This window comes from Neobacillus sp. DY30, assembly GCF_030123065.1.
In the GTDB taxonomy this organism is placed as follows: domain Bacteria; phylum Bacillota; class Bacilli; order Bacillales; family Cytobacillaceae; genus Neobacillus.
Genome location: NZ_CP126093.1, coordinates 2,187,934 through 2,206,593 on the forward strand (window position 1 = coordinate 2,187,934; position 18,660 = coordinate 2,206,593).

15 protein-coding genes are annotated in these 18,660 nt (G+C 41.3%); 9 read left to right on the forward strand and 6 right to left on the reverse strand.

Annotated elements, in window-relative coordinates; all coding sequences use genetic code 11:
* Nucleotides 1-30: 30 nt before the first annotated feature.
* The 6 genes from QNH29_RS10650 (at nt 31) to QNH29_RS10675 (ending at nt 7,090) form a co-directional block, all read left to right on the forward strand.
* Nucleotides 31-2,001 (forward strand): acetate--CoA ligase, encoded by a 1,971-nt coding sequence (locus tag QNH29_RS10650; RefSeq protein WP_283864748.1) that lies wholly within the window; start codon nt 31-33, stop codon nt 1,999-2,001.
* A 172-nt stretch (nt 2,002-2,173) separates the two neighbouring features.
* Nucleotides 2,174-3,535: an acetyl-CoA carboxylase biotin carboxylase subunit gene (accC, locus tag QNH29_RS10655; protein ID WP_283864749.1), complete on the forward strand. Its 1,362-nt coding sequence runs from the start codon at nt 2,174-2,176 to the stop codon at nt 3,533-3,535.
* A 12-nt stretch (nt 3,536-3,547) separates the two neighbouring features.
* A complete protein-coding gene (locus QNH29_RS10660; RefSeq protein ID WP_283864750.1) occupies nt 3,548-3,760 on the forward strand; it encodes an acetyl-CoA carboxylase biotin carboxyl carrier protein subunit in 213 nt (70 codons plus the stop codon).
* A 33-nt stretch (nt 3,761-3,793) separates the two neighbouring features.
* The gene (locus tag QNH29_RS10665) at nt 3,794-4,720 is read left to right on the forward strand and encodes a hydroxymethylglutaryl-CoA lyase (protein ID WP_283864751.1); all 927 of its coding nucleotides are present in this window, start codon (nt 3,794-3,796) and stop codon (nt 4,718-4,720) included.
* A gap of 13 nt (nt 4,721-4,733) precedes the next feature.
* On the forward strand, nt 4,734-5,516 hold the full coding sequence (locus QNH29_RS10670) for an enoyl-CoA hydratase (protein ID WP_283864752.1): 783 nt from the start codon (nt 4,734-4,736) through the stop codon (nt 5,514-5,516).
* A 41-nt stretch (nt 5,517-5,557) separates the two neighbouring features.
* Nucleotides 5,558-7,090: an acyl-CoA carboxylase subunit beta gene (locus tag QNH29_RS10675; protein ID WP_481858825.1), complete on the forward strand. Its 1,533-nt coding sequence runs from the start codon at nt 5,558-5,560 to the stop codon at nt 7,088-7,090.
* A 148-nt stretch (nt 7,091-7,238) separates the two neighbouring features.
* On the opposite strand, the gene QNH29_RS10680 is transcribed toward QNH29_RS10675, so the two are convergent.
* Entirely contained in the window at nt 7,239-7,442 is a 204-nt protein-coding gene (locus QNH29_RS10680; RefSeq protein ID WP_283864754.1) for a hypothetical protein, read from the reverse strand.
* A 376-nt stretch (nt 7,443-7,818) separates the two neighbouring features.
* Here QNH29_RS10680 and QNH29_RS10685 point away from each other — a divergent pair, with 376 nt between their 5' ends.
* On the forward strand, nt 7,819-9,801 hold the full coding sequence (locus QNH29_RS10685) for an oxidoreductase (protein ID WP_283864755.1): 1,983 nt from the start codon (nt 7,819-7,821) through the stop codon (nt 9,799-9,801).
* Between the two features lie 152 nt (nt 9,802-9,953).
* Here QNH29_RS10685 and QNH29_RS10690 read toward each other — a convergent pair whose 3' ends face one another.
* Entirely contained in the window at nt 9,954-10,796 is an 843-nt protein-coding gene (locus QNH29_RS10690; RefSeq protein WP_283864756.1) for an aldo/keto reductase, read from the reverse strand.
* 196 nt (nt 10,797-10,992) lie between these two features.
* Between QNH29_RS10690 and QNH29_RS10695 the strand changes: the two genes are divergently transcribed.
* Nucleotides 10,993-11,646 carry a DsbA family oxidoreductase gene (locus QNH29_RS10695; RefSeq protein ID WP_283865593.1) on the forward strand — a complete coding sequence of 218 codons (654 nt, stop codon included), beginning with the start codon at nt 10,993-10,995 and terminating at the stop codon, nt 11,644-11,646.
* 41 nt (nt 11,647-11,687) lie between these two features.
* On the opposite strand, the gene QNH29_RS10700 is transcribed toward QNH29_RS10695, so the two are convergent.
* The 4 genes from QNH29_RS10700 to gltC all read right to left on the reverse strand — a co-directional run bounded on the left by QNH29_RS10700 (nt 11,688) and on the right by gltC (nt 13,964).
* Nucleotides 11,688-11,927, reverse strand: coding sequence for a hypothetical protein (locus QNH29_RS10700; RefSeq protein WP_283864757.1), 240 nt, complete (start codon nt 11,925-11,927; stop codon nt 11,688-11,690).
* Between the two features lie 27 nt (nt 11,928-11,954).
* Nucleotides 11,955-12,389 carry a glycine/sarcosine/betaine reductase selenoprotein B family protein gene (locus QNH29_RS10705; RefSeq protein WP_283864758.1) on the reverse strand — a complete coding sequence of 145 codons (435 nt, stop codon included), beginning with the start codon at nt 12,387-12,389 and terminating at the stop codon, nt 11,955-11,957.
* Nucleotides 12,390-12,425: 36 nt separating this feature from the next.
* Nucleotides 12,426-12,926 carry a peroxiredoxin gene (locus QNH29_RS10710; protein WP_283864759.1) on the reverse strand — a complete coding sequence of 167 codons (501 nt, stop codon included), beginning with the start codon at nt 12,924-12,926 and terminating at the stop codon, nt 12,426-12,428.
* 135 nt (nt 12,927-13,061) lie between these two features.
* Entirely contained in the window at nt 13,062-13,964 is a 903-nt protein-coding gene (gltC, locus tag QNH29_RS10715) for a glutamate biosynthesis transcriptional regulator GltC (protein WP_283864760.1), read from the reverse strand.
* Between the two features lie 133 nt (nt 13,965-14,097).
* On the opposite strand from gltC, the gene gltB reads away from it, so the two are divergent.
* On the forward strand, nt 14,098-18,645 hold the full coding sequence (gltB, locus tag QNH29_RS10720) for a glutamate synthase large subunit (RefSeq protein WP_283864761.1): 4,548 nt from the start codon (nt 14,098-14,100) through the stop codon (nt 18,643-18,645).
* Nucleotides 18,646-18,660: the final 15 nt, after the last annotated feature.

The window sequence follows — 18,660 nt, forward strand, 5'->3', positions numbered from 1 at the left end:
CAATAAATATTATTGTTAAAGGAGCCTAACATGGATATCAGTGGAATTTTACAAGTTGTTTCAAATAGTAAACTCATTTATCCAGCCAAAGAAAAAGTGCAGTCAACCTCTATTGGAAGCACCGAAGCTTTTCAAAAACTTCTTAAACAATCTCAAGAAGATCCTGCAACATTCTGGGATACTGCAGCACGTGAACTTGTTTGGTATGAACCGTGGAATGAAACCATAAGTGGAGAACTTCCTGATTTTCGCTTTTTTACCGGCGGGATTAGTAACCCAAGTGTAAACTTACTAGATCGTCATATCGAAAATGGTGCAGGCAACCGAACCGCTCTGATTTGGGAGGGTGAAAACGGGGACAGTAAATTCTTCACTTATAACATGCTTCTTTCCGAAGTCAATCGATTTGCAAATGTTCTTAAATCATTGGGTGTGAAAAAAGGCGATTGTGTAGCTATTTTTCTTCCAAATCTAGCTGAGGCGATTATCTCTGTTTTAGCTTGTTTTCGGATTGGCGCGGTTTACAATACGATTTTCTCTGGTTACTCTGAAAAATCACTGACCGACAGACTCGTTAATTTTAAGCCGAAAGTATTGATTACTGCTGACGCAACGGAACGGAGAGGTAAACTCATTCGTTTAAAGGAAAAAGTCGACCATGTTGTACCATCTATACCTTCTATTGAAGCTGTCATTGTTGTAGACCGATTAGGGACAGAGGTTCAAATGAAAGAAGGCCGGGATTATTGGTGGCATGAGCAGACAAAAGCAGCAAGTATAGTTTGCGAACCTGAGAGATTAGAAGCAAATGAGAGTGGTATTGTATTTTATACAAGCGGGACAACAGGTAAACCAAAAGGTGTCGTTCATTCTGGAATGGCTTTTGTTATTCAGAATTATATGTATGCCAAGTATCATATGGATCACCGTCAAGACGATGTTTTATGGTGTACCGCGGACATCGGCTGGTTAACCATGCATATTTGGGGAATAGCAGGTGCTCTTGCCAACGGTATTACAACCGTTGTATATGAAGGTGCTGTTGATTATCCAACGAAGGACCGTTTTTATCAAATCATTGAAAAATACAGGGTAAATAAACTTTTTACTGCTCCAACCGCCTTAAGGATGTTAAAAAGTATGGGAGAAAAGGTTTTAGACAAATTTGATTTATCTTGTCTCGATGTCATTTCCCTTGTTGGAGAACCTTTCGATCCTGAAACTTGGTATTGGACATATGAGGTGTTAGGTAAGAAGAAAGTTTATATCAATAACACTTGGGGTCAAACCGAAACAGCAGGGTCTCCTATTGCCGGTGCAGCATGGCTGACACCAATGAAACCTGGGGCCGCGGGAACTGCCTTTTTAGGTGCTGTTTTAGATGTAGTGGATGAAGAAGGCAATTCAGTTAACCCTGGCAGGTTAGGAAATCTCGTTATTCGAAAACCATTCCCTATGTTATGCCGTACACTTTGGAAAGAACCTGAGCGCTATTACGCATCCTATTTTAGTCAAGTGGAAGGCTGCTATTATGCTAGCGACTTGGCATTAATTGATCATGATGGATATTTATGGGTAGTTGGCCGTTCCGATGATGCGTTTAATGTTGCAGGACATCGTTTAAGTACAATGGAAATGGAAAGTGCAGTACTCGAAATTGAGGGTGTTTCGGAAACGGCGATCATTGGAGTTCCTGACGAAATTAAAGGAGAAGTTCCGCTCGTATTTGTTCGTCTCGCTGATGGGTACCAAGAAACAGCTCAATTAAAACAGCAAATAAATGATCAAATTATTCAACAAATTGGTAAGATTGCAGCTCCTAAATCAATTGTGTTTACAGATATGCTGCCAAAAACCGTCAGCGGAAAAATTATGCGCCGCTTATTAAAGGAAATTGTGGTATCTGGAAAGGTTCAAGGTGACATTACGGGACTAGAAGATCCAGCATCCGTAGCACAAATACAAAAAATTGTTGCTGAAAAGGCATCAGTCAAAAGGTAGTTAGCAGAGCTGGTCATTTATCAGGAGCATATTTGGCAAATGACCGGCTGCATATGGAAGATTAAGAGTTAAAGAGCTAAAAAAATAAATCATTATGTTTTTACATATCTTTATATAGTAGCTTACGCGTATTGAATCTATTTTGATAAAAGCGAGAAAGGGTGGAAAAGGCATGTTCAAAAAAGTATTAATTGCTAACCGCGGTGAAATTGCTGTTCGTGTAATCCGTACATGCAAAGCCTTAGGGATTACAACGATTGGAGTCTACTCTGAAGCTGACGCTGATGCTCCACATGTAAAAATGGCGGATGAGGCCTATTTAATTGGAGGTTCCCGGGTAGCTGAAAGCTATTTAAATATCAATAAAATACTAGAAGTCGCTCAAGGATCAGGAGCGGAGGCAGTCCACCCAGGCTACGGCCTTCTTTCCGAAAATGCTGAATTTGCTCGCCGTTGTGAGGAAGCCGGTCTTATATTCATCGGACCTTCTCCAAAGGTTATTTCGAAAATGGGAAGTAAAATTGAATCACGTAAAGTAATGGAAGAAGCAGGTGTTCCTGTTGTTCCAGGAATCACCTACCCACTCTCAGATGCAGAGGAAGCCGTAGAAGTGGCAGACAGAATCGGTTATCCCGTCATGCTGAAAGCTTCTGCTGGAGGTGGCGGAATTGGAATGCAGGTGGTCCAGAACGGAGATGAAATCCGTAAAGCTTTCGCGGGCAACCAAAAGCGGGCTACTGATTTTTTTGGTGATGGATCGATGTATATTGAAAAATTTGTACCAAATCCAAGACATATTGAGATTCAAATCTTAGCCGACAATTCGGGAAATACTGTTTATCTTTGGGAACGTGAATGTTCGATTCAGCGCCGTCATCAAAAAGTGGTAGAAGAAGCCCCATCCTCGTTTATCACCGAAGAAACCCGGACAAAGATGGGCGAAGCTGCAGTCAAAGCGGCAAAATCAATTGGGTATAAAAATGCCGGGACCATCGAGTTCTTAGTGGATGAAGAGCAAAACTTCTATTTTCTTGAAATGAATACACGTTTGCAAGTGGAGCACCCGGTTACGGAAGAAATTACAGGATTAGATTTAGTGGAACAACAATTGCAAATTGCGGCAGGTCAACCTTTGAGCTTTTCTCAAAAAGATGTAAAACGTGAGGGCCATGCCATTGAAGTACGAATTTATGCAGAAGACCCTAAAACATTTTTCCCTTCACCTGGAAAAATAACAAAATTAGAACTACCGAACGGACCGGGAGTTCGACATGAATTAGCTATTCATGGTCAATCGGCAGTGACTCCTTTTTATGACCCAATGATCGCGAAGCTTGTTGTCAAAGGCAGCAATCGTGACGAGGCAATCCAACGCCTGCAAGCTGCATTAGCGGATTATCAGATTGAAGGGATTAAAACAAATATCCCGATGCTGCAGGAGGTAATCGCCCATTCGGCATTCCATTCAGGCGATACGACAACAGATTTTGTCAGCAAGTATTTAAAACCAACTAAACCAAAAAAGGTGAAATAGGAGGAATAAATCATGAGTGAAATTATTGCAAGTATGGCTGGAAGTGTATGGAAGGTATTAGTTCAAGTTGGGGATCAAGTAGAAGAGGGCCAGGATGTTGTGATTTTAGAATCGATGAAAATGGAAATCCCGATCGCTGCTGAATTCGATGGAACGGTCAAAGAAGTAAAAGTGGCAGAAGGCGAATTTGTAAATGAAGGCGACGTTATTGTGGTAGTAGAATAAAGCCACAGGTAAAGGTGGAAAGGAGATGGAACAATGAAGTGGCCTGCAAGTGTAACGATTAAAGAGGTGGGTCCTCGTGACGGGTTACAAAACGAAAAAAATTTTATTTCAACAGAAGATAAAATCACTTGGATTAATCAATTGTCAGAAAGTGGATTAAAACATATTGAAATCACCTCATTTGTTAATCCAAACTGGATTCCGGCACTTTTTGATGCAGTTGCTGTTGCAACTGGCATTACCAAAGTGCCTGGTGTCACGTATACAGCACTCGTTCCAAATCTCCAAGGGTTGGAACGGGCTTTTCAAACAAATATTGATGAAGTTGCAGTATTTATGTCAGCTAGTGAAACTCATAATCTAAAAAATATCAATAAAACGATTGACCAAACTTTCCCTGTGTTAAGAGATTTGGTAAGAGAAACCCTTTCTGCCGGTAAACTCAGCAGAGGTTATGTGTCGACCGTTTTTGGCTGTCCATATGAAGGGCAGGTTGATATTGACGAAGTTATACGGGTTTCCGAATCTTTATTTGAGATGGGGATTGGGGAGCTGTCTCTCGGGGATACAATCGGTGTTGCAAATCCAAAGCAAGTTCAAGAAGTGTTGGATGTTTTATTGAAAAGATTTCCAGCAGATAAGTTAGCCATGCATTTTCATGATACGAGGGGAACCGCATTGGCCAACATCTTAGTAGCATTAGAAATGGGGATTACCATTTTTGATTCTTCTCTTGGCGGCTTAGGAGGATGTCCCTATGCGCCTGGGGCTGCAGGAAACGCAGCGACAGATGATTTAATCTATATGCTTCACGGGATGGGTATCCATACAGGAGTAGATCAGCAAAAGCTGCTGTATGCCTCTCAATTTATCCAAGAGAAAATCGGCCGAACTTTACCAAGTAAAAGTTTTCAAGCGGCAAGCTCACAGCTGGGTGGAACACTTGGAAGTACTGTGTAAGGAAGGTGAAATCATGAATAAAACGATATTAGTTAATAAACTGGATAACGGAATCGTAATGATTACGTTAAATAGACCGGAAGCTGCTAATGCTTTATCCATACAGATGTTAGAGGGTCTGCGGGACACGATCCTTACATGTAAATTTGATGTGTCAGTCCGCTGTATCGTGATTACAGGGGCTGGAGAAAAAGCTTTTTGTGCAGGAGCTGATTTAAAAGAAAGAGCTGGGATGGATCGTGTTCAGGTGAGAAAAACCGTTTCCTTGATTCGCGATACGATCAACGCTTTAGAATCATTACCCCAACCGGTCATCGCGGCTGTGAACGGTGTAGCTTTTGGCGGCGGAACGGAACTGGCGCTTGCTTGTGATTTCCGTATTGCCTCTGAAACTGCCAAGCTAGGTCTTACAGAAACTTCACTTGGAATTATTCCTGGAGCAGGCGGAACACAGCGTTTACCTAGATTAGTAGGAAAGGGACGTGCCAAAGAGCTGATTTTTACTGCGAGGAGAATTGATGCACAAGAGGCCCTTGAAATTGGATTAGTAGAGTATACAGTTCCATTTGAAGGTTTATTAGATAAAGCATTAGATTTGGCAGGGAAAATTGTTCGGAATGGTCCAATCGCCGTCGCACAAGCAAAGTTTGCAATCGATAAAGGTTATGATGTTGACCTCAGCACCGGTCTTGCGATTGAGCAAAACGCCTATGAAGTAACGATTCCAACAAAAGATCGATTAGAGGGATTACAGGCTTTTAAAGAGAAACGTACTCCAAATTACATTGGAGAATAATAGAAACTTACATGAAACGAGGAGGAAAAATGACTGTGGAAATGAAACCTCTCCAACAAACGGTACAAGATCGAGTCGAACAAATTAAAAAGGGCGGACCTCCTAAATATCACGAGAAAAACCAAGAACAGGGAAAATTATTCGTCCGTGAGCGTTTATCATTACTATTTGATTCTGACCTTGAACTAGAGGATGGTCTATTTGCAAACTGTATGGCGGGAGATCTTCCTGCAGACGGAGTTGTGACAGGGATGGGTAAGATAAATGGCCAGACAGTTTGTGTGATGGCTAATGATTCAACCATCAAAGCTGGTTCTTGGGGAGCACGGACGGTTGAAAAAATCATCCGAATCCAAGAAACGGCAGAAAAGCTCAGGGTGCCATTATTATATTTGGTAGATTCGGCTGGAGCGCGGATAACAGATCAGGTGGAAATGTTCCCCGGGCGCCGTGGTGCAGGAAGAATTTTTTACAATCAAGTAAAACTCTCAGGAAAAATTCCTCAGATTTGTATTCTATTTGGACCATCTGCAGCAGGCGGCGCTTATATTCCAGCCTTTTGTGACATTGTTATTATGGTTGATAAAAATGCCTCGATGTACCTCGGTTCACCAAGAATGGCAGAAATGGTTATTGGTGAAAATGTAACCTTGGAGGAAATGGGCGGCGCCCGCATGCACTGCTCGGTTTCAGGCTGCGGTGATGTTCTGGCGAAAAATGAAGAGGAAGCCATCGCAATGGCTAGAAACTATCTTTCTTATTTTCCGGCTAATTTTTCAGAAAAACCTCCTGTTCGTGAGGCAGTAGATCCTAAACAATTGAAGAAACCATTAGAAGAGTTAATTCCGGTGAATCAAAACGCTCCATTTAATATGGTTGATTTAATTAATGGGATTATTGATGAAGGCTCTTTCTTCGAAATTAAGAAGCTTTTTGCCGGTGAACTGATCACAGGACTTGCCCGAATGGAGGGGAAAGCTGTTGGAATCATCGCCAATCAGCCGCGTGTGAAAGGCGGAGTGTTATTCCACGATTCAGCAGATAAGGCAGCTAAATTTATTAATCTTTGTGATGCCTTCCATATTCCACTTTTATTCCTAGTGGATGTGCCTGGATTTATGATCGGAACAAAGGTAGAACGGGCAGGGATTATTCGCCATGGTGCGAAAATGATTTCTGCCATGTCTGAAGCAAGTGTTCCAAAAATCTCTGTTATTGTTCGTAAAGCATATGGTGCTGGTCTTTATGCAATGGCTGGTCCTGCGTTTGAACCGGATGCATGTCTTGCTTTGCCTTCCGCATCGATAGCGGTTATGGGACCGGAAGCAGCCGTTAATGCTGTTTATGCGAATAAAATTGCTGCACTGCCTGAAGAGGAGCGTGCTGCATTTATTGAACAAAAGCGTGAGGAATATAAAGAAGATATTGATATTTATAATTTGGCCTCCGAAATGGTCATAGATGGAATAATCCCAGCAAACTCATTACGTAAAGAACTAGTCACTCGTTTTGAAGCATATACTTCAAAATATCTGATTTTCTCAGAACGAAAACATCCGGTGTACCCGGTATAATTGGTAATCCGATTAGGAAGTAGTAAGACAAAAGGGAATAATTTGAAAATCTGCAGACCTATAAAAGAGAGGATCTGCAGATTTTTTACTTTCCATTTCTGCTTGACAACTAACAAAATTTAATACTGGTGCATTTATTAAGAAAGAGTTAAACTAGCACATTTTTTCTTTTTTCACGGAGAATTTCCTTTTCTGCAAGCTCCCACCAACGTTCGGTACTAGTCAAAGGATGATCTGTACCCATTGTTCCTGGCAGCATATCAATTCCAAATCGAACGTTATCTAGCGAATGTTCATCCTCGTTATAATTTATACAAATTCGGTAAATATCTTCAAAATCAGCGAATGACATGATCAGGACCTCCCTTCCAATTAGGATTAGGGGTTAAGAAATGATCAAAATCCCTTTCCTTTATTATACTTCCAATCATTCTTCATTTTAGGGATAATAGTGAACAAATTTTGAATTTTTAAATAATTTAGAAGACTGGCCCATAGTGGGATAAGACATAAAAAATGAACGAATATCATTCAAATGGTTAACGTAGAAAACTTTCAAGGGAAATGGTATCCACTTTCCATTTTTTCGTTAATTTTACACAGAATTGTCACGAAACAATCATATAACGGTACAAAAATTAAGTGAGTGTGAATTAAAATTAATTTAGGGGGAAAATCCTCTATAATTGTGAAAACTTTCACAAACTTAGATAAAGGGAGGCTTCAAAATGCAATACCCAAATATATTTAAAGAAGGTAAAATAGGCAATTTAAAACTAAAAAACAGAATTGTCATGCCCCCTATGGGAACGAATTTGGCTGGTCCTGAAGGGGAAGTTACGGATCAACTCCTAGCCTATTATGAAGAGAGGGCAAAAGGTGGAACAGGGTTAATCATAGTTGAATTTACCTGTATCGATTATGAATATGGGAAAGGATTTGTTAGGCAGCTAAGGCTGGATGATGATCGCTTCATTCCAGGAATAAACGCACTTGCCAATTCGGTACATAATTATGGAGCCAAGGTGTTTGTTCAAATTCATCATGCCGGCAGACAGTCAAACTCCTTATTAATTGGTGGAAAACAAATTGTCGCACCAAGCAGGATAGCCTGCGCCACAGTTGGAGAAGAACCTCGTGAATTATCAACAGCAGAAGTGAAAGAGCTAGTAAATAAATTTGTTCAGACCGCCATTAGATGTAAGCAGGCTGGCATTGATGGTGTTGAGGTTCACGCTGCCCATGGTTATTTAATTAACCAGTTCTTGAGCCCGGAGGCAAATTTCCGTACAGATGAGTACGGAGGCAGCTTTAGGAATCGAATGAGATTTATCGAAGAAATCATTGCCGGTATTAAAGAAAAGTGCGGAGACGATTATCCTGTCACTGTCCGTATTAACGTTGATGATTTTACAAAAGGAGGGATAGATTTACAGTTAGGTAAAGATATATGCCGGTACCTAGAAAAATTAGGAGTAGATGGTTTGCATGTTAGTTGTGGAACCTATGACTCTATGGACAGAATAATTGAATCTCCTTTATTTGAACAAGGCTGGAGAGTCTACCTGGCAGAGGAGATAAAAAAAGATGTAACCATTCCAGTGATTACAGTTGGGTCTATCCGCGAACCACAGTTTGTAGAAAATATTTTAGCAGAGGGAAAAGCTGACTTTGTGGCCATAGGCAGGGGGTTAATCGCTGATCCTGAATGGGTAAACAAAACCATGGAGGGACGCGAAACAGAAATTAGAAAATGTATTAACTGCCTCCATTGTTTACATTCAGTTACGGGTAACGCACACATTCTCTGTTCCATCAACGCCAGGGCAGGAAGGGAACTCGAGTTTAAGGAGATGAAGCACCTTTCTTCTGATGAAAAACGCCATGTTGTAATCGTTGGCGGCGGGCCAGGTGGAATGGAAGCGGCACGTAATCTTTCATTAAAAGGATATGACGTGACTCTTTTTGAGAAGGGAAGTCAGCTTGGCGGCCAATTACACCTTGTAACCGACCCAACCTATAAAGAGAAAATGACCTGGCATATTCAATACCTCGAGCATGAAATGAAACGTTTAAAGATTGATGTCCGTATGAATACAGAAGCTACTGTTGAAGAGATCAAATCTATCCAGCCTTATGCTGTCTTCTTGGCTACAGGCGGCAGACCAAAGCTCCCACAAGTGGAAGGTCATGATTTAGATCATGTATACACCTATGAAGAGGTAAAATTACAGGAAAAAGTATTTACGAATAATAAAGTGACAGTTGTTGGAAGTGGTATGATCTGTCATGGTACTACCCGCCGCCTTGCAGAAGCAGGCAATGAAGTGACATATGTAGAAATTCCAACAAAAGCAAGCAAAAGAATTGGGGCTGAAACAAGATTAAGACTTCTAAATAAGCTTAGAAGTGTAAATGTAAATATTATTACCGGCCACCAAGTGGTGAAAATACTTTCTGACCGTATCATTGTAGAGGACTTAGTTTCTCGAAAACGCACAGAATTGGAAACCGAGTTTATCGTCGTTGCCATGGGTGTCGAAGCATATAATCCACTTGAGGAAACCGTAAGGGAGCAGATAGAAAATGTGTTTGTATTAGGAGACGCAGCAGGCTATGCATCCCTTGGAGACGCCACTAGAGACGCTTTTGAAAAGGCATATTTCCTCGAATCCCTTGTTACAGACAGGGAAGAAGTGGTATCGATTTAGAAAATAGCAACTTATTATCATGCTTGGGACTGCCCTTTTTATCTAAAAAATAAGAAAAAATTAAAAAACTACAATACAAATTGAGGTATCTCTTTTATAAAGGAGATACCTCAAAACTTTACAAGTGTAATTAGGAAAAACGTCGAACGTGATTAAAATTCCTCATAAACCGCAGGATCCTGATTAGCAATCCTTCCATCAGGGCGGCTTAAGGCCGATATCATAGCCATTTCTGCCTCATCCAGTGAAAAGTCGAAAATAGAAATATTCTCTAATTGGCGAACCGGTGATGCTGATTTAGGAATTGAAATGGCACCAAGCTGGTAGTGCCAACGTAAAACAATTTGTGCAATTGTTTTGTTATGATGGGCAGCAATGGTTTGTAGTGTATCAATCTCTAAATCTTTGAATCCGCGAGTGAATGGGCTCCAAGATTCTGTCGCAATATTTTTCTCTTCATGATATTTTCTTTGTTCAGCCTGGTTAAAGAATGGATGTAATTCAATTTGGTTAATGCTTGGTTTGATGCCTGTTTCGTTTTCCAAACGATCCAGGTGTTCAGGTAAGAAATTACAAACCCCTATGGAACGAACAAGTCCCCATTTTTTAGCATTAATCAAAGCCTGCCAAGCTTCTACATATTTATCCTGGTTAGGGTTCGGCCAGTGAATGAGGTATAGATCATAGTAATCTAGGTTCGCTCGGTATAGAGATTCTTGAATGGTTGCTACTGCTTTGTCGTATTCATGATAGCGTCCGGGAAGTTTGGAAGTAATGAGTAATTCATGTCTTGGTACAGAACTGCGGCGAACAGCTTCCCCAACTGTTCCTTCGTTTTCGTAATTATAAGCTGAATCAATAAGGCGATAGCCATTATTGATCGCACTTACAATGGCATTTACTCCATCAATTCCTTTAAGAGGGTATGTACCAAAACCAATTACTGGAAAGCTTAATCCATCATTTAAGGTAACCTCTGGAATACTAATTTCCATAAACTAACACTCCTCTAAATTAATATCTAAAGATTACCACAATTTTAAATCTACTTCATTTATTTGTAGTGACGAGTATAAGCCAAAAACGTGTAAAATAACTTCATTTCCCCTATACTAAACATGAATATCGGTATAGGAGGGAAAGATTATGCAAATTGAAATGTGGACAGATTTTGCTTGACCATTTTGCTATATTGGCAAGAAGCGTCTGGAGGACGCTCTTAAACAGATTAACCACCCCATTGAAGTGACATATCGAAGCTATGAATTAGATCCAACAATGGGACGGGATGTTAAAGAAACTATGTACGAAACATTAGCCAAGAAATATGGCATGAGCATTGCACAGGCAAGAGCAAATGTCGACAGAGTGGTACAAATGGCGAAGGAAGTTGGATTGGAGTATCACATGGATACGCTCATCCAAACGAACACCTTTGATGCACACCGTTTAACCTTGTATGCGAAAAATCATGGGAAAATGAAAGAGATGACCGAGCGGATTCTTCGTGCTTATTTTACCGAATCTAAACATATTGGTGATCACGAAACCTTAACCGATCTAGCAGTTGAAGTTGGCTTGAATCGGGAAGCTGTAGCGAAAATGTTAGCAAGTGAGGAAATGGCAGATGAGGTTCATTTCGATGAACAGACCGCCAAACAATATGGGGTTACGGGTGTGCCATTCTTCTTGATTAATAAAAAGTATGCACTTACTGGTGCCCAGCCAACGGAGACGTTCGTTCAGGCACTGAAAAAGGTTATTGCAGAAAATCAAATTACGGTATTAAACAGTCAAGACGGAGATTTTTGTGATGACGATGGCTGTGAAATTCCTAAAAAGTAATATACAAAAGGGACGGCGACCAAGCCGTCCCTTCTTATTGCTTAATAAGATGGAAAATGAGCATCATGGATGTTGCCTGGCTCTTGTCTTTCACTTAGTTCTGCCAGTGCAGCCATTAATACTTTCATTTGTGTTGTTTTATCATGAGGCTTTCCTAATGAATGTCCAAATTCAAAACCGACAGGATGGATAGCCCGTGGCGGTCTCATTAAGCTGGATTGTTCTACGTCCAATGTAATTAATGTTGTAGGTATTCCCTGTGATTCAATGCCGCGCTGCACTGTAACTACAGTGCGATGACAAAGCGGTCAGCCGGCAGTTAAAAGAACGGCGTCCGCTTTTGACCGAACGACTTCTTTAACCAATGCAGGGATTGTTTCTTTATTAATAATGTTCAGCCGCATGGAATAACCCATCATGGTCATATGTTTCTCAGCTACCCCGCCAAGGTCTCCATCTTCAACCATTTCCCGCAAGCGGTCGATCGGGAAGACGCAGTTAATATCCTCTTTTGGAGCATCCGTATTATAATGCTCCTTTGGGGCTGCATGTGTGACGGTTAGATCCTTTGAATCAACATCTCCCGGAATAATACGGAAGGTCGCATCTCCAACTGAGGGATCCGTGTTAAATGCCTCCTGGTTCTTTAGATGAACACCAGAAGTAGAAACAATCATAATGGTCATTTCATGCAGTGGTTTGGTACTAGGTGTATATGGGATAGCTTTTCTTGAGAGTTCCATACACAGCCTCCTTATATTCTACTAACAATATTCGAATTAGAGTTTACGTAAAACATCAAACAATTCTTCGTTATCAGGCTGCTTATCTAGTGGGTGAACATCAATCCATTGAACGATTCCTTCTTTATCAATGATAAAGAGGGCGCGCTCAGAGGCTCCATATGCCGGCTCGTTTTTGTTTTTTCGAAGAACGCCATATTTCTCCGAAACTTCTCCATGTGGATAGAAATCGGAACATAGCGGATACGATATCCCGCCAATTGATTTTGCCCATGCATCATGACTGTGAACGCTATCGACTGAAATACCCAGGACCTGGGTATCAAAATCTTCAAAACGAGGGAGATCATCCTCGTATGAAGGCATTTGCGCGCCTCAAACTGGGGTCCAATCTAGAGGATAAAAACACAGAAATACATTTTTGGATCCGCGGAATTCACTTAACGTCACTCTGCGGCCGCCATGGGCTTCCACTGTGAAATCCGGTGCCGGATCACCAACTTTTAAGGTGCTTGTTTCAGTAGCTCCTTGTGGCATGTTATTATCTCCTTTCTAGTGTAAAATTCACGAACACTTTTTATTATTCCCATATACATTTTGGATTAATCGGAAATTTAAGTATATAAATCCTTCTTTCAATGGCATGGAGGAGAGTATTTTTTCAAAAACTCATTATTTGTATTGGTCCAACCGGTTGAAAAATTGGATTAGAAATTGATAGAAGTTCTTTTCGGAAGGTCCAATGTCCCTATGTTTCGGAATAATAACCCCAACTGTACGCAATGCCTTTGGTGCTTCAATCGGTACCTTGACTGTGAACCTGGGAACAGAGTCATAAAAAGTACTTTCAGGTAATAAGCTAACGCCGATTCCTGCTGATACAAGGCCTTTTAACGCATCCATATCCTCCCCTTCGGATACAATATTCGGTTCAAACCCAGCCTCGTGACAGGAATCTACAGCAATTTTTCGAAGCACATATCCCTCTGGAAATAAGACAAATGGATCTGTCCGCAAGTCACTTAAATACAGACTTTTTCTATCAGCCAATGGGTGCTGCTGTGGTATCAGTGCAACAATACTTTCCATAAATAATATCTTAGCTTCGAGATCTGGTTCCTTCATGGGGACGGGACCGAGAAAGGCTAAATCGATTTCACCGTTTTTAACCGCATCTATTAAGTTGGCATACGAGCCATGCCTTAAATGGAAATTAACATTTGGCGCTATTTCCTTGTAAGCAGAAATAAGAGTTGGAAGCCAATAAATGGAGAGACTCGAAGGATATCCGATACGAAGAGTGCCTCCTAATGGATTGAGATATTCTTCTACTTTTTCTTTCCCTTCATCTAATGTGTTTAAAGCGCTTTTGGCAAATTCTAGAAAAATATTTCCGACCTGTGTAACTTTAATATTCCTGCCGACCCTTTCTAACAATTTAACCCCTAGCTCTTCTTCCAGTTTGGTAATTTGATAGCTAACGGCAGATTGTGCAACGTTTAGATGATCAGCTGCCTCTGTAACATGCTGCCGTTCCGCCACTTCGATAAAATAACGTAATTGACGAAGCTCCATTGCTAACCCTCTTTTCATTTATATAAGAATTAGATTGATTTGATATAAATTATATATTGTTTGTATTAAATAGAAAACCTAAAATAGTGGATATAAATATTTCGACAATTCAACTTACAGGGAGAGATTTGAAATGACGTATCATCAACTACCAAAAGCACAAGGTCTCTACCGTCCAGAATTTGAACATGATGCCTGTGGAATCGGCTTGTATGCTCACATAAAAGGAAATGCCACTCATGATATCGTGGCAAAAGGACTAAAAATGCTTTGTCAATTAGATCATCGCGGCGGACAGGGGAGTGACCCGCTTACAGGCGATGGCGCTGGACTTATGGTTCAAATACCGGATCAATTTTTCCGCCAAGAATGTTCAGAAATCAACTTACCAGACAAAGGGAAATACGGCGTGGGGATGCTGTTTTTTTCAAAGGATGATAGGGAACGGGAAGAAATCGAAAACTATATTAATAAAATGGTCGAACAAGAGGGGCAAACGGTGCTTGGCTGGAGAACAGTCCCAGTCAATTCAGAAACAATAGGGCTAACCGCACAGGAAAGCTGTCCGGTAATTCGCCAGTTGTTTGTTGGTGATAACGAAAAAAGTTCGGATTCATTAGCATTTGAAAGAAAATTGTATGTGATTCGCAAACTTGCAGAAAAATGGGCAAAGGAATCAGAATATCGTTTTTACTTTGCTAGTCTTTCTAGCAGGACGATTGTTTACAAAGGGCTGTTAACGCCGGAACAAGTAGATCAGTTCTACTTGGATCTGCAGAATGAGAATTTTGTCTCTGCATTTGCTTTAGTGCATTCGCGCTTTAGTACAAACACGTTCCCAAGCTGGGAAAGAGCACATCCAAATCGTTATTTAATTCACAATGGCGAGATTAATACACTACAGGGAAATATTCACTGGATGAAGGCACGGGAAAGTCAATTTGTGTCAGAGGCGTTTGGAACAGATTTGGAAAAAATTCTGCCTATCCTCGATACAGATGGAAGTGATTCATCTATCTTAGATAATGCGCTTGAATTTTTAGTGCTTGCCGGCAGAAAGCCTGCACATGCGGCGATGATGCTTGTCCCGGAACCTTGGTCTGAAAATCCTCATATCACTGGGGATAAGCGGGCTTTTTATGAATATCACAGTACTTTAATGGAGCCATGGGATGGACCGTCTGCTATATCTTTTACGGATGGGAAACAAATCGGTGCGATCTTGGATCGAAACGGCCTGCGTCCAGCTCGTTATTATGTTACTGAAGATGATTACATTATCTTTTCTTCCGAGGTTGGGGTCATTGATGTAGAGCCAGAAAAGGTATTGTACAAAGAGCGCTTGAGCCCAGGGAAAATGCTTTTAATTGATTTAGAAGAAGGACGGATTATTTCCGATGAGGAGATCAAAGCACAGTTAGCGAGTCAACAGCCGTATCAGCAATGGCTAAATAATCAGCTTGTTCGCTTGGAAGATAACGTAGAGGCTGAGGGAGAAATCCCGGCTGATCTACTGACCCTTCAAAAAGCCTTTGGATATACGTACGAAGATATTCAAAAATATATTCTTCCTGCAGTGACTGAAGGCAAGGATCCACTCGGAGCAATGGGAAATGATATGCCGCTTGCTGTTTTATCAGACCGGCCACAGAATTTGTTTAATTATTTTAAGCAATTATTTGCCCAAGTAACCAATCCGCCGATTGACTCGATTCGTGAAGCCATCGTTACTTCCACCATTTCTTATTTAGGAGCAGAAGGCAATTTACTTCATCCATCAGCAGAAAATTGCCGTCGGATACAGTTGGAGACACCAATCCTAACCAACGGCCAGCTTGAAGATTTAAAGAATAACAAATCATTTAAAAGCAAAGTAATCGACATTCTTTTTACAGAGGATTTAGGGAAAAGCATTGGCGAAATTTGCCTTCAAGCAGAAAAAGCAATTGCAGTCGGTGCAAGCTTAATTATCCTGTCTGATCGAAATTTGAACGCAAAAGGTATTGCCATTCCGTCATTATTGGCAGTGAGCGCCCTTCATCAGCACTTGATTCGTGAAGGATTGAGAACGAAGGCAAGTATCATAATTGAAACAGGTGAAGTAAGAGAAGTTCACCATTTTGCTGTCCTGCTTGGATATGGTGTGGATGCGATTAACCCATATCTTGTGTTCGCTACCTATCAGCAAGCTGTTCAGGAAGGAACCATACCATTTACGTATCAAGAAGCGGTGAAGAAGTATATCTATGCTATGACCGAGGGTGTTGTAAAGGTCATGTCAAAAATGGGGATTTCAACTGTACAAAGCTACCGTGGGGCACAGATTTTTGAAGCGGTTGGGATCAGCTCTGATGTTATCGACACCTACTTTACTGGTACAGTTTCACAGCTCGGCGGAATTGGTTTAGACACAATCGCCGAGGAAGCGATGCTGCGTCATGGTTTAGCATTTAATGAATCAACCGACAAGACCCTAGAATCAGGAAGTAACTTCCAATGGAGACATGATGGTGAACACCATGCCTTTAATCCTGGAACTATTCATACCCTGCAATGGGCTTGCCGCAATGGTGATTATGAATTATTTAAAAAATATTCAACACAGGCAAATGAAGAAAGACTTGGCTTCTTACGCAACTTATTCTCCTTTAATGGAACACAGCAAGCTGTACCGATTGAAGAAGTAGAATCAGTTGATTCCATCGTGCGCCGCTTTAAAACTGGAGCGATGTCCTTTGGATCGATCAGTAAGGAAGCACATGAAACATTAGCAATCGCCATGAACCGTCTAGGCGGTAAGAGCAACAGCGGTGAAGGCGGGGAAGATTCAAGCCGATATATGGTAGATGAAAATGGCGACAATAGAGGAAGTGCGATTAAACAGGTTGCTTCCGGACGATTTGGTGTAAAAAGTCACTATCTTGTGAATGCCCAAGAGCTGCAAATTAAAATGGCACAAGGTGCAAAGCCTGGTGAAGGCGGACAGTTGATGGGTACTAAGGTATATCCATGGGTTGCTGATGTTCGCGGTGCAACGCCAGGAGTAAGCTTAATTTCTCCGCCGCCGCATCACGATATCTACTCCATTGAGGATTTGGCACAGCTTATTCATGATTTGAAAAATGCTAATCGTGATGCTCGGATTAGCGTAAAGCTTGTTTCTAAAGGCGGGGTCGGAACGATTGCTGCAGGTGTTGCAAAAGCAGTGGCAGATGTTATTGTCATCAGTGGTTATGATGGAGGAACAGGTGCATCGCCAAAAACGAGTATTCAGCACGCAGGATTGCCGTGGGAACTTGGATTAGCAGAAGCACACCAAACGCTTATGCTGAATGGCTTACGTGATAGAGTTGTACTTGAAACAGATGGAAAATTAATGACAGGTAAGGATGTTGTAATGGCTGCATTACTTGGAGCGGAGGAGTTTGGTTTTGCAACAGCACCATTAGTTGTCCTTGGCTGTGTCATGATGCGTGTTTGTCATTTGGATACATGTCCGGTTGGAATTGCCACTCAAAACCCAGAGCTTCGCAGAAAGTTTACGGGTGAAGCAGATTATATCGTTAACTTCATGCGTTTTATTGCACAGGAAGTGCGTGAGCTTATGGCTGAACTTGGTTTCAGAACTGTTGAAGAAATGGTCGGCCGAGCAGATGTATTAACGGTAAGTGAGCGGGCAAAAGCACATTGGAAGGCTCAGCATTTGGATTTGAAATCTTTGCTCTACAAGCCTGAAGGTGCACGTACTTTTAAACGACCACAAAATCATAGAATCAATGAATCTCTTGATATCCAAAAAATTCTACCGGCTGTTCAACCGGCATTAGAACAGGGAACACCTGTAGATTTAAGCTTCCCAATTACGAACATCAATCGCGTTGTTGGTACAATCGTCGGAAGTGAAATTTCCAAACGTTACGGAGAAGAAGGTCTTCCAGATGATACGATTACGTTACGATTTGCCGGTTCTGCAGGGCAAAGCTTTGGTGCCTTTGTACCAAAGGGGATGACTCTTGAACTTACCGGGGACGCGAACGATTATGTTGGTAAAGGTCTATCTGGCGGTAAGATTATTGTAAGAGCTGATGAGCATACAAAGATTGCTTCAGGAGAAAACGTCATTGCAGGGAACGTAGCGTTTATTGGCGCAACCAGCGGTGAAGGTTATATTAACGGGCGTGCCGGTGAACGTTTTGCAGTTCGAAACAGCGGAGCCAATGTTGTTGTTGAAGGAATAGGCGACCATGGCTGTGAGTATATGACTGGCGGACGCGTTGTTATTTTAGGAGAAGTTGGCAAAAATTTTGCAGCTGGAATGTCTGGCGGAATTGCCTACGTGTTACCAGAAGACAGGGATGCATTTACGTATTTATGTAATCAAGAATTGATTGAATTTGAATCAGTATCAACTGCTGCTGAACAGGATGAGCTAAAACAGTTAATCGAAAACCATTTCTATTACACTCAAAGTGTAAAGGCTAGCTGTGTTCTAGAAGACTGGGAAAAGTGTGTTAGAAAATTTGTCAAAGTCATTCCGAAAGATTATAAACGGATGATTGATTTGATTGAAGAGCAAAAATTAGCAGGATTATCGGAAGAAGAAGCAGTCATGAGTGCCTTTTTAGCGAATTCCTCTGCAAAATCAAAACCAACTAAACAGCAGGAAGCTGTAAACCGCTAAGAAAGGGGAGAGGAA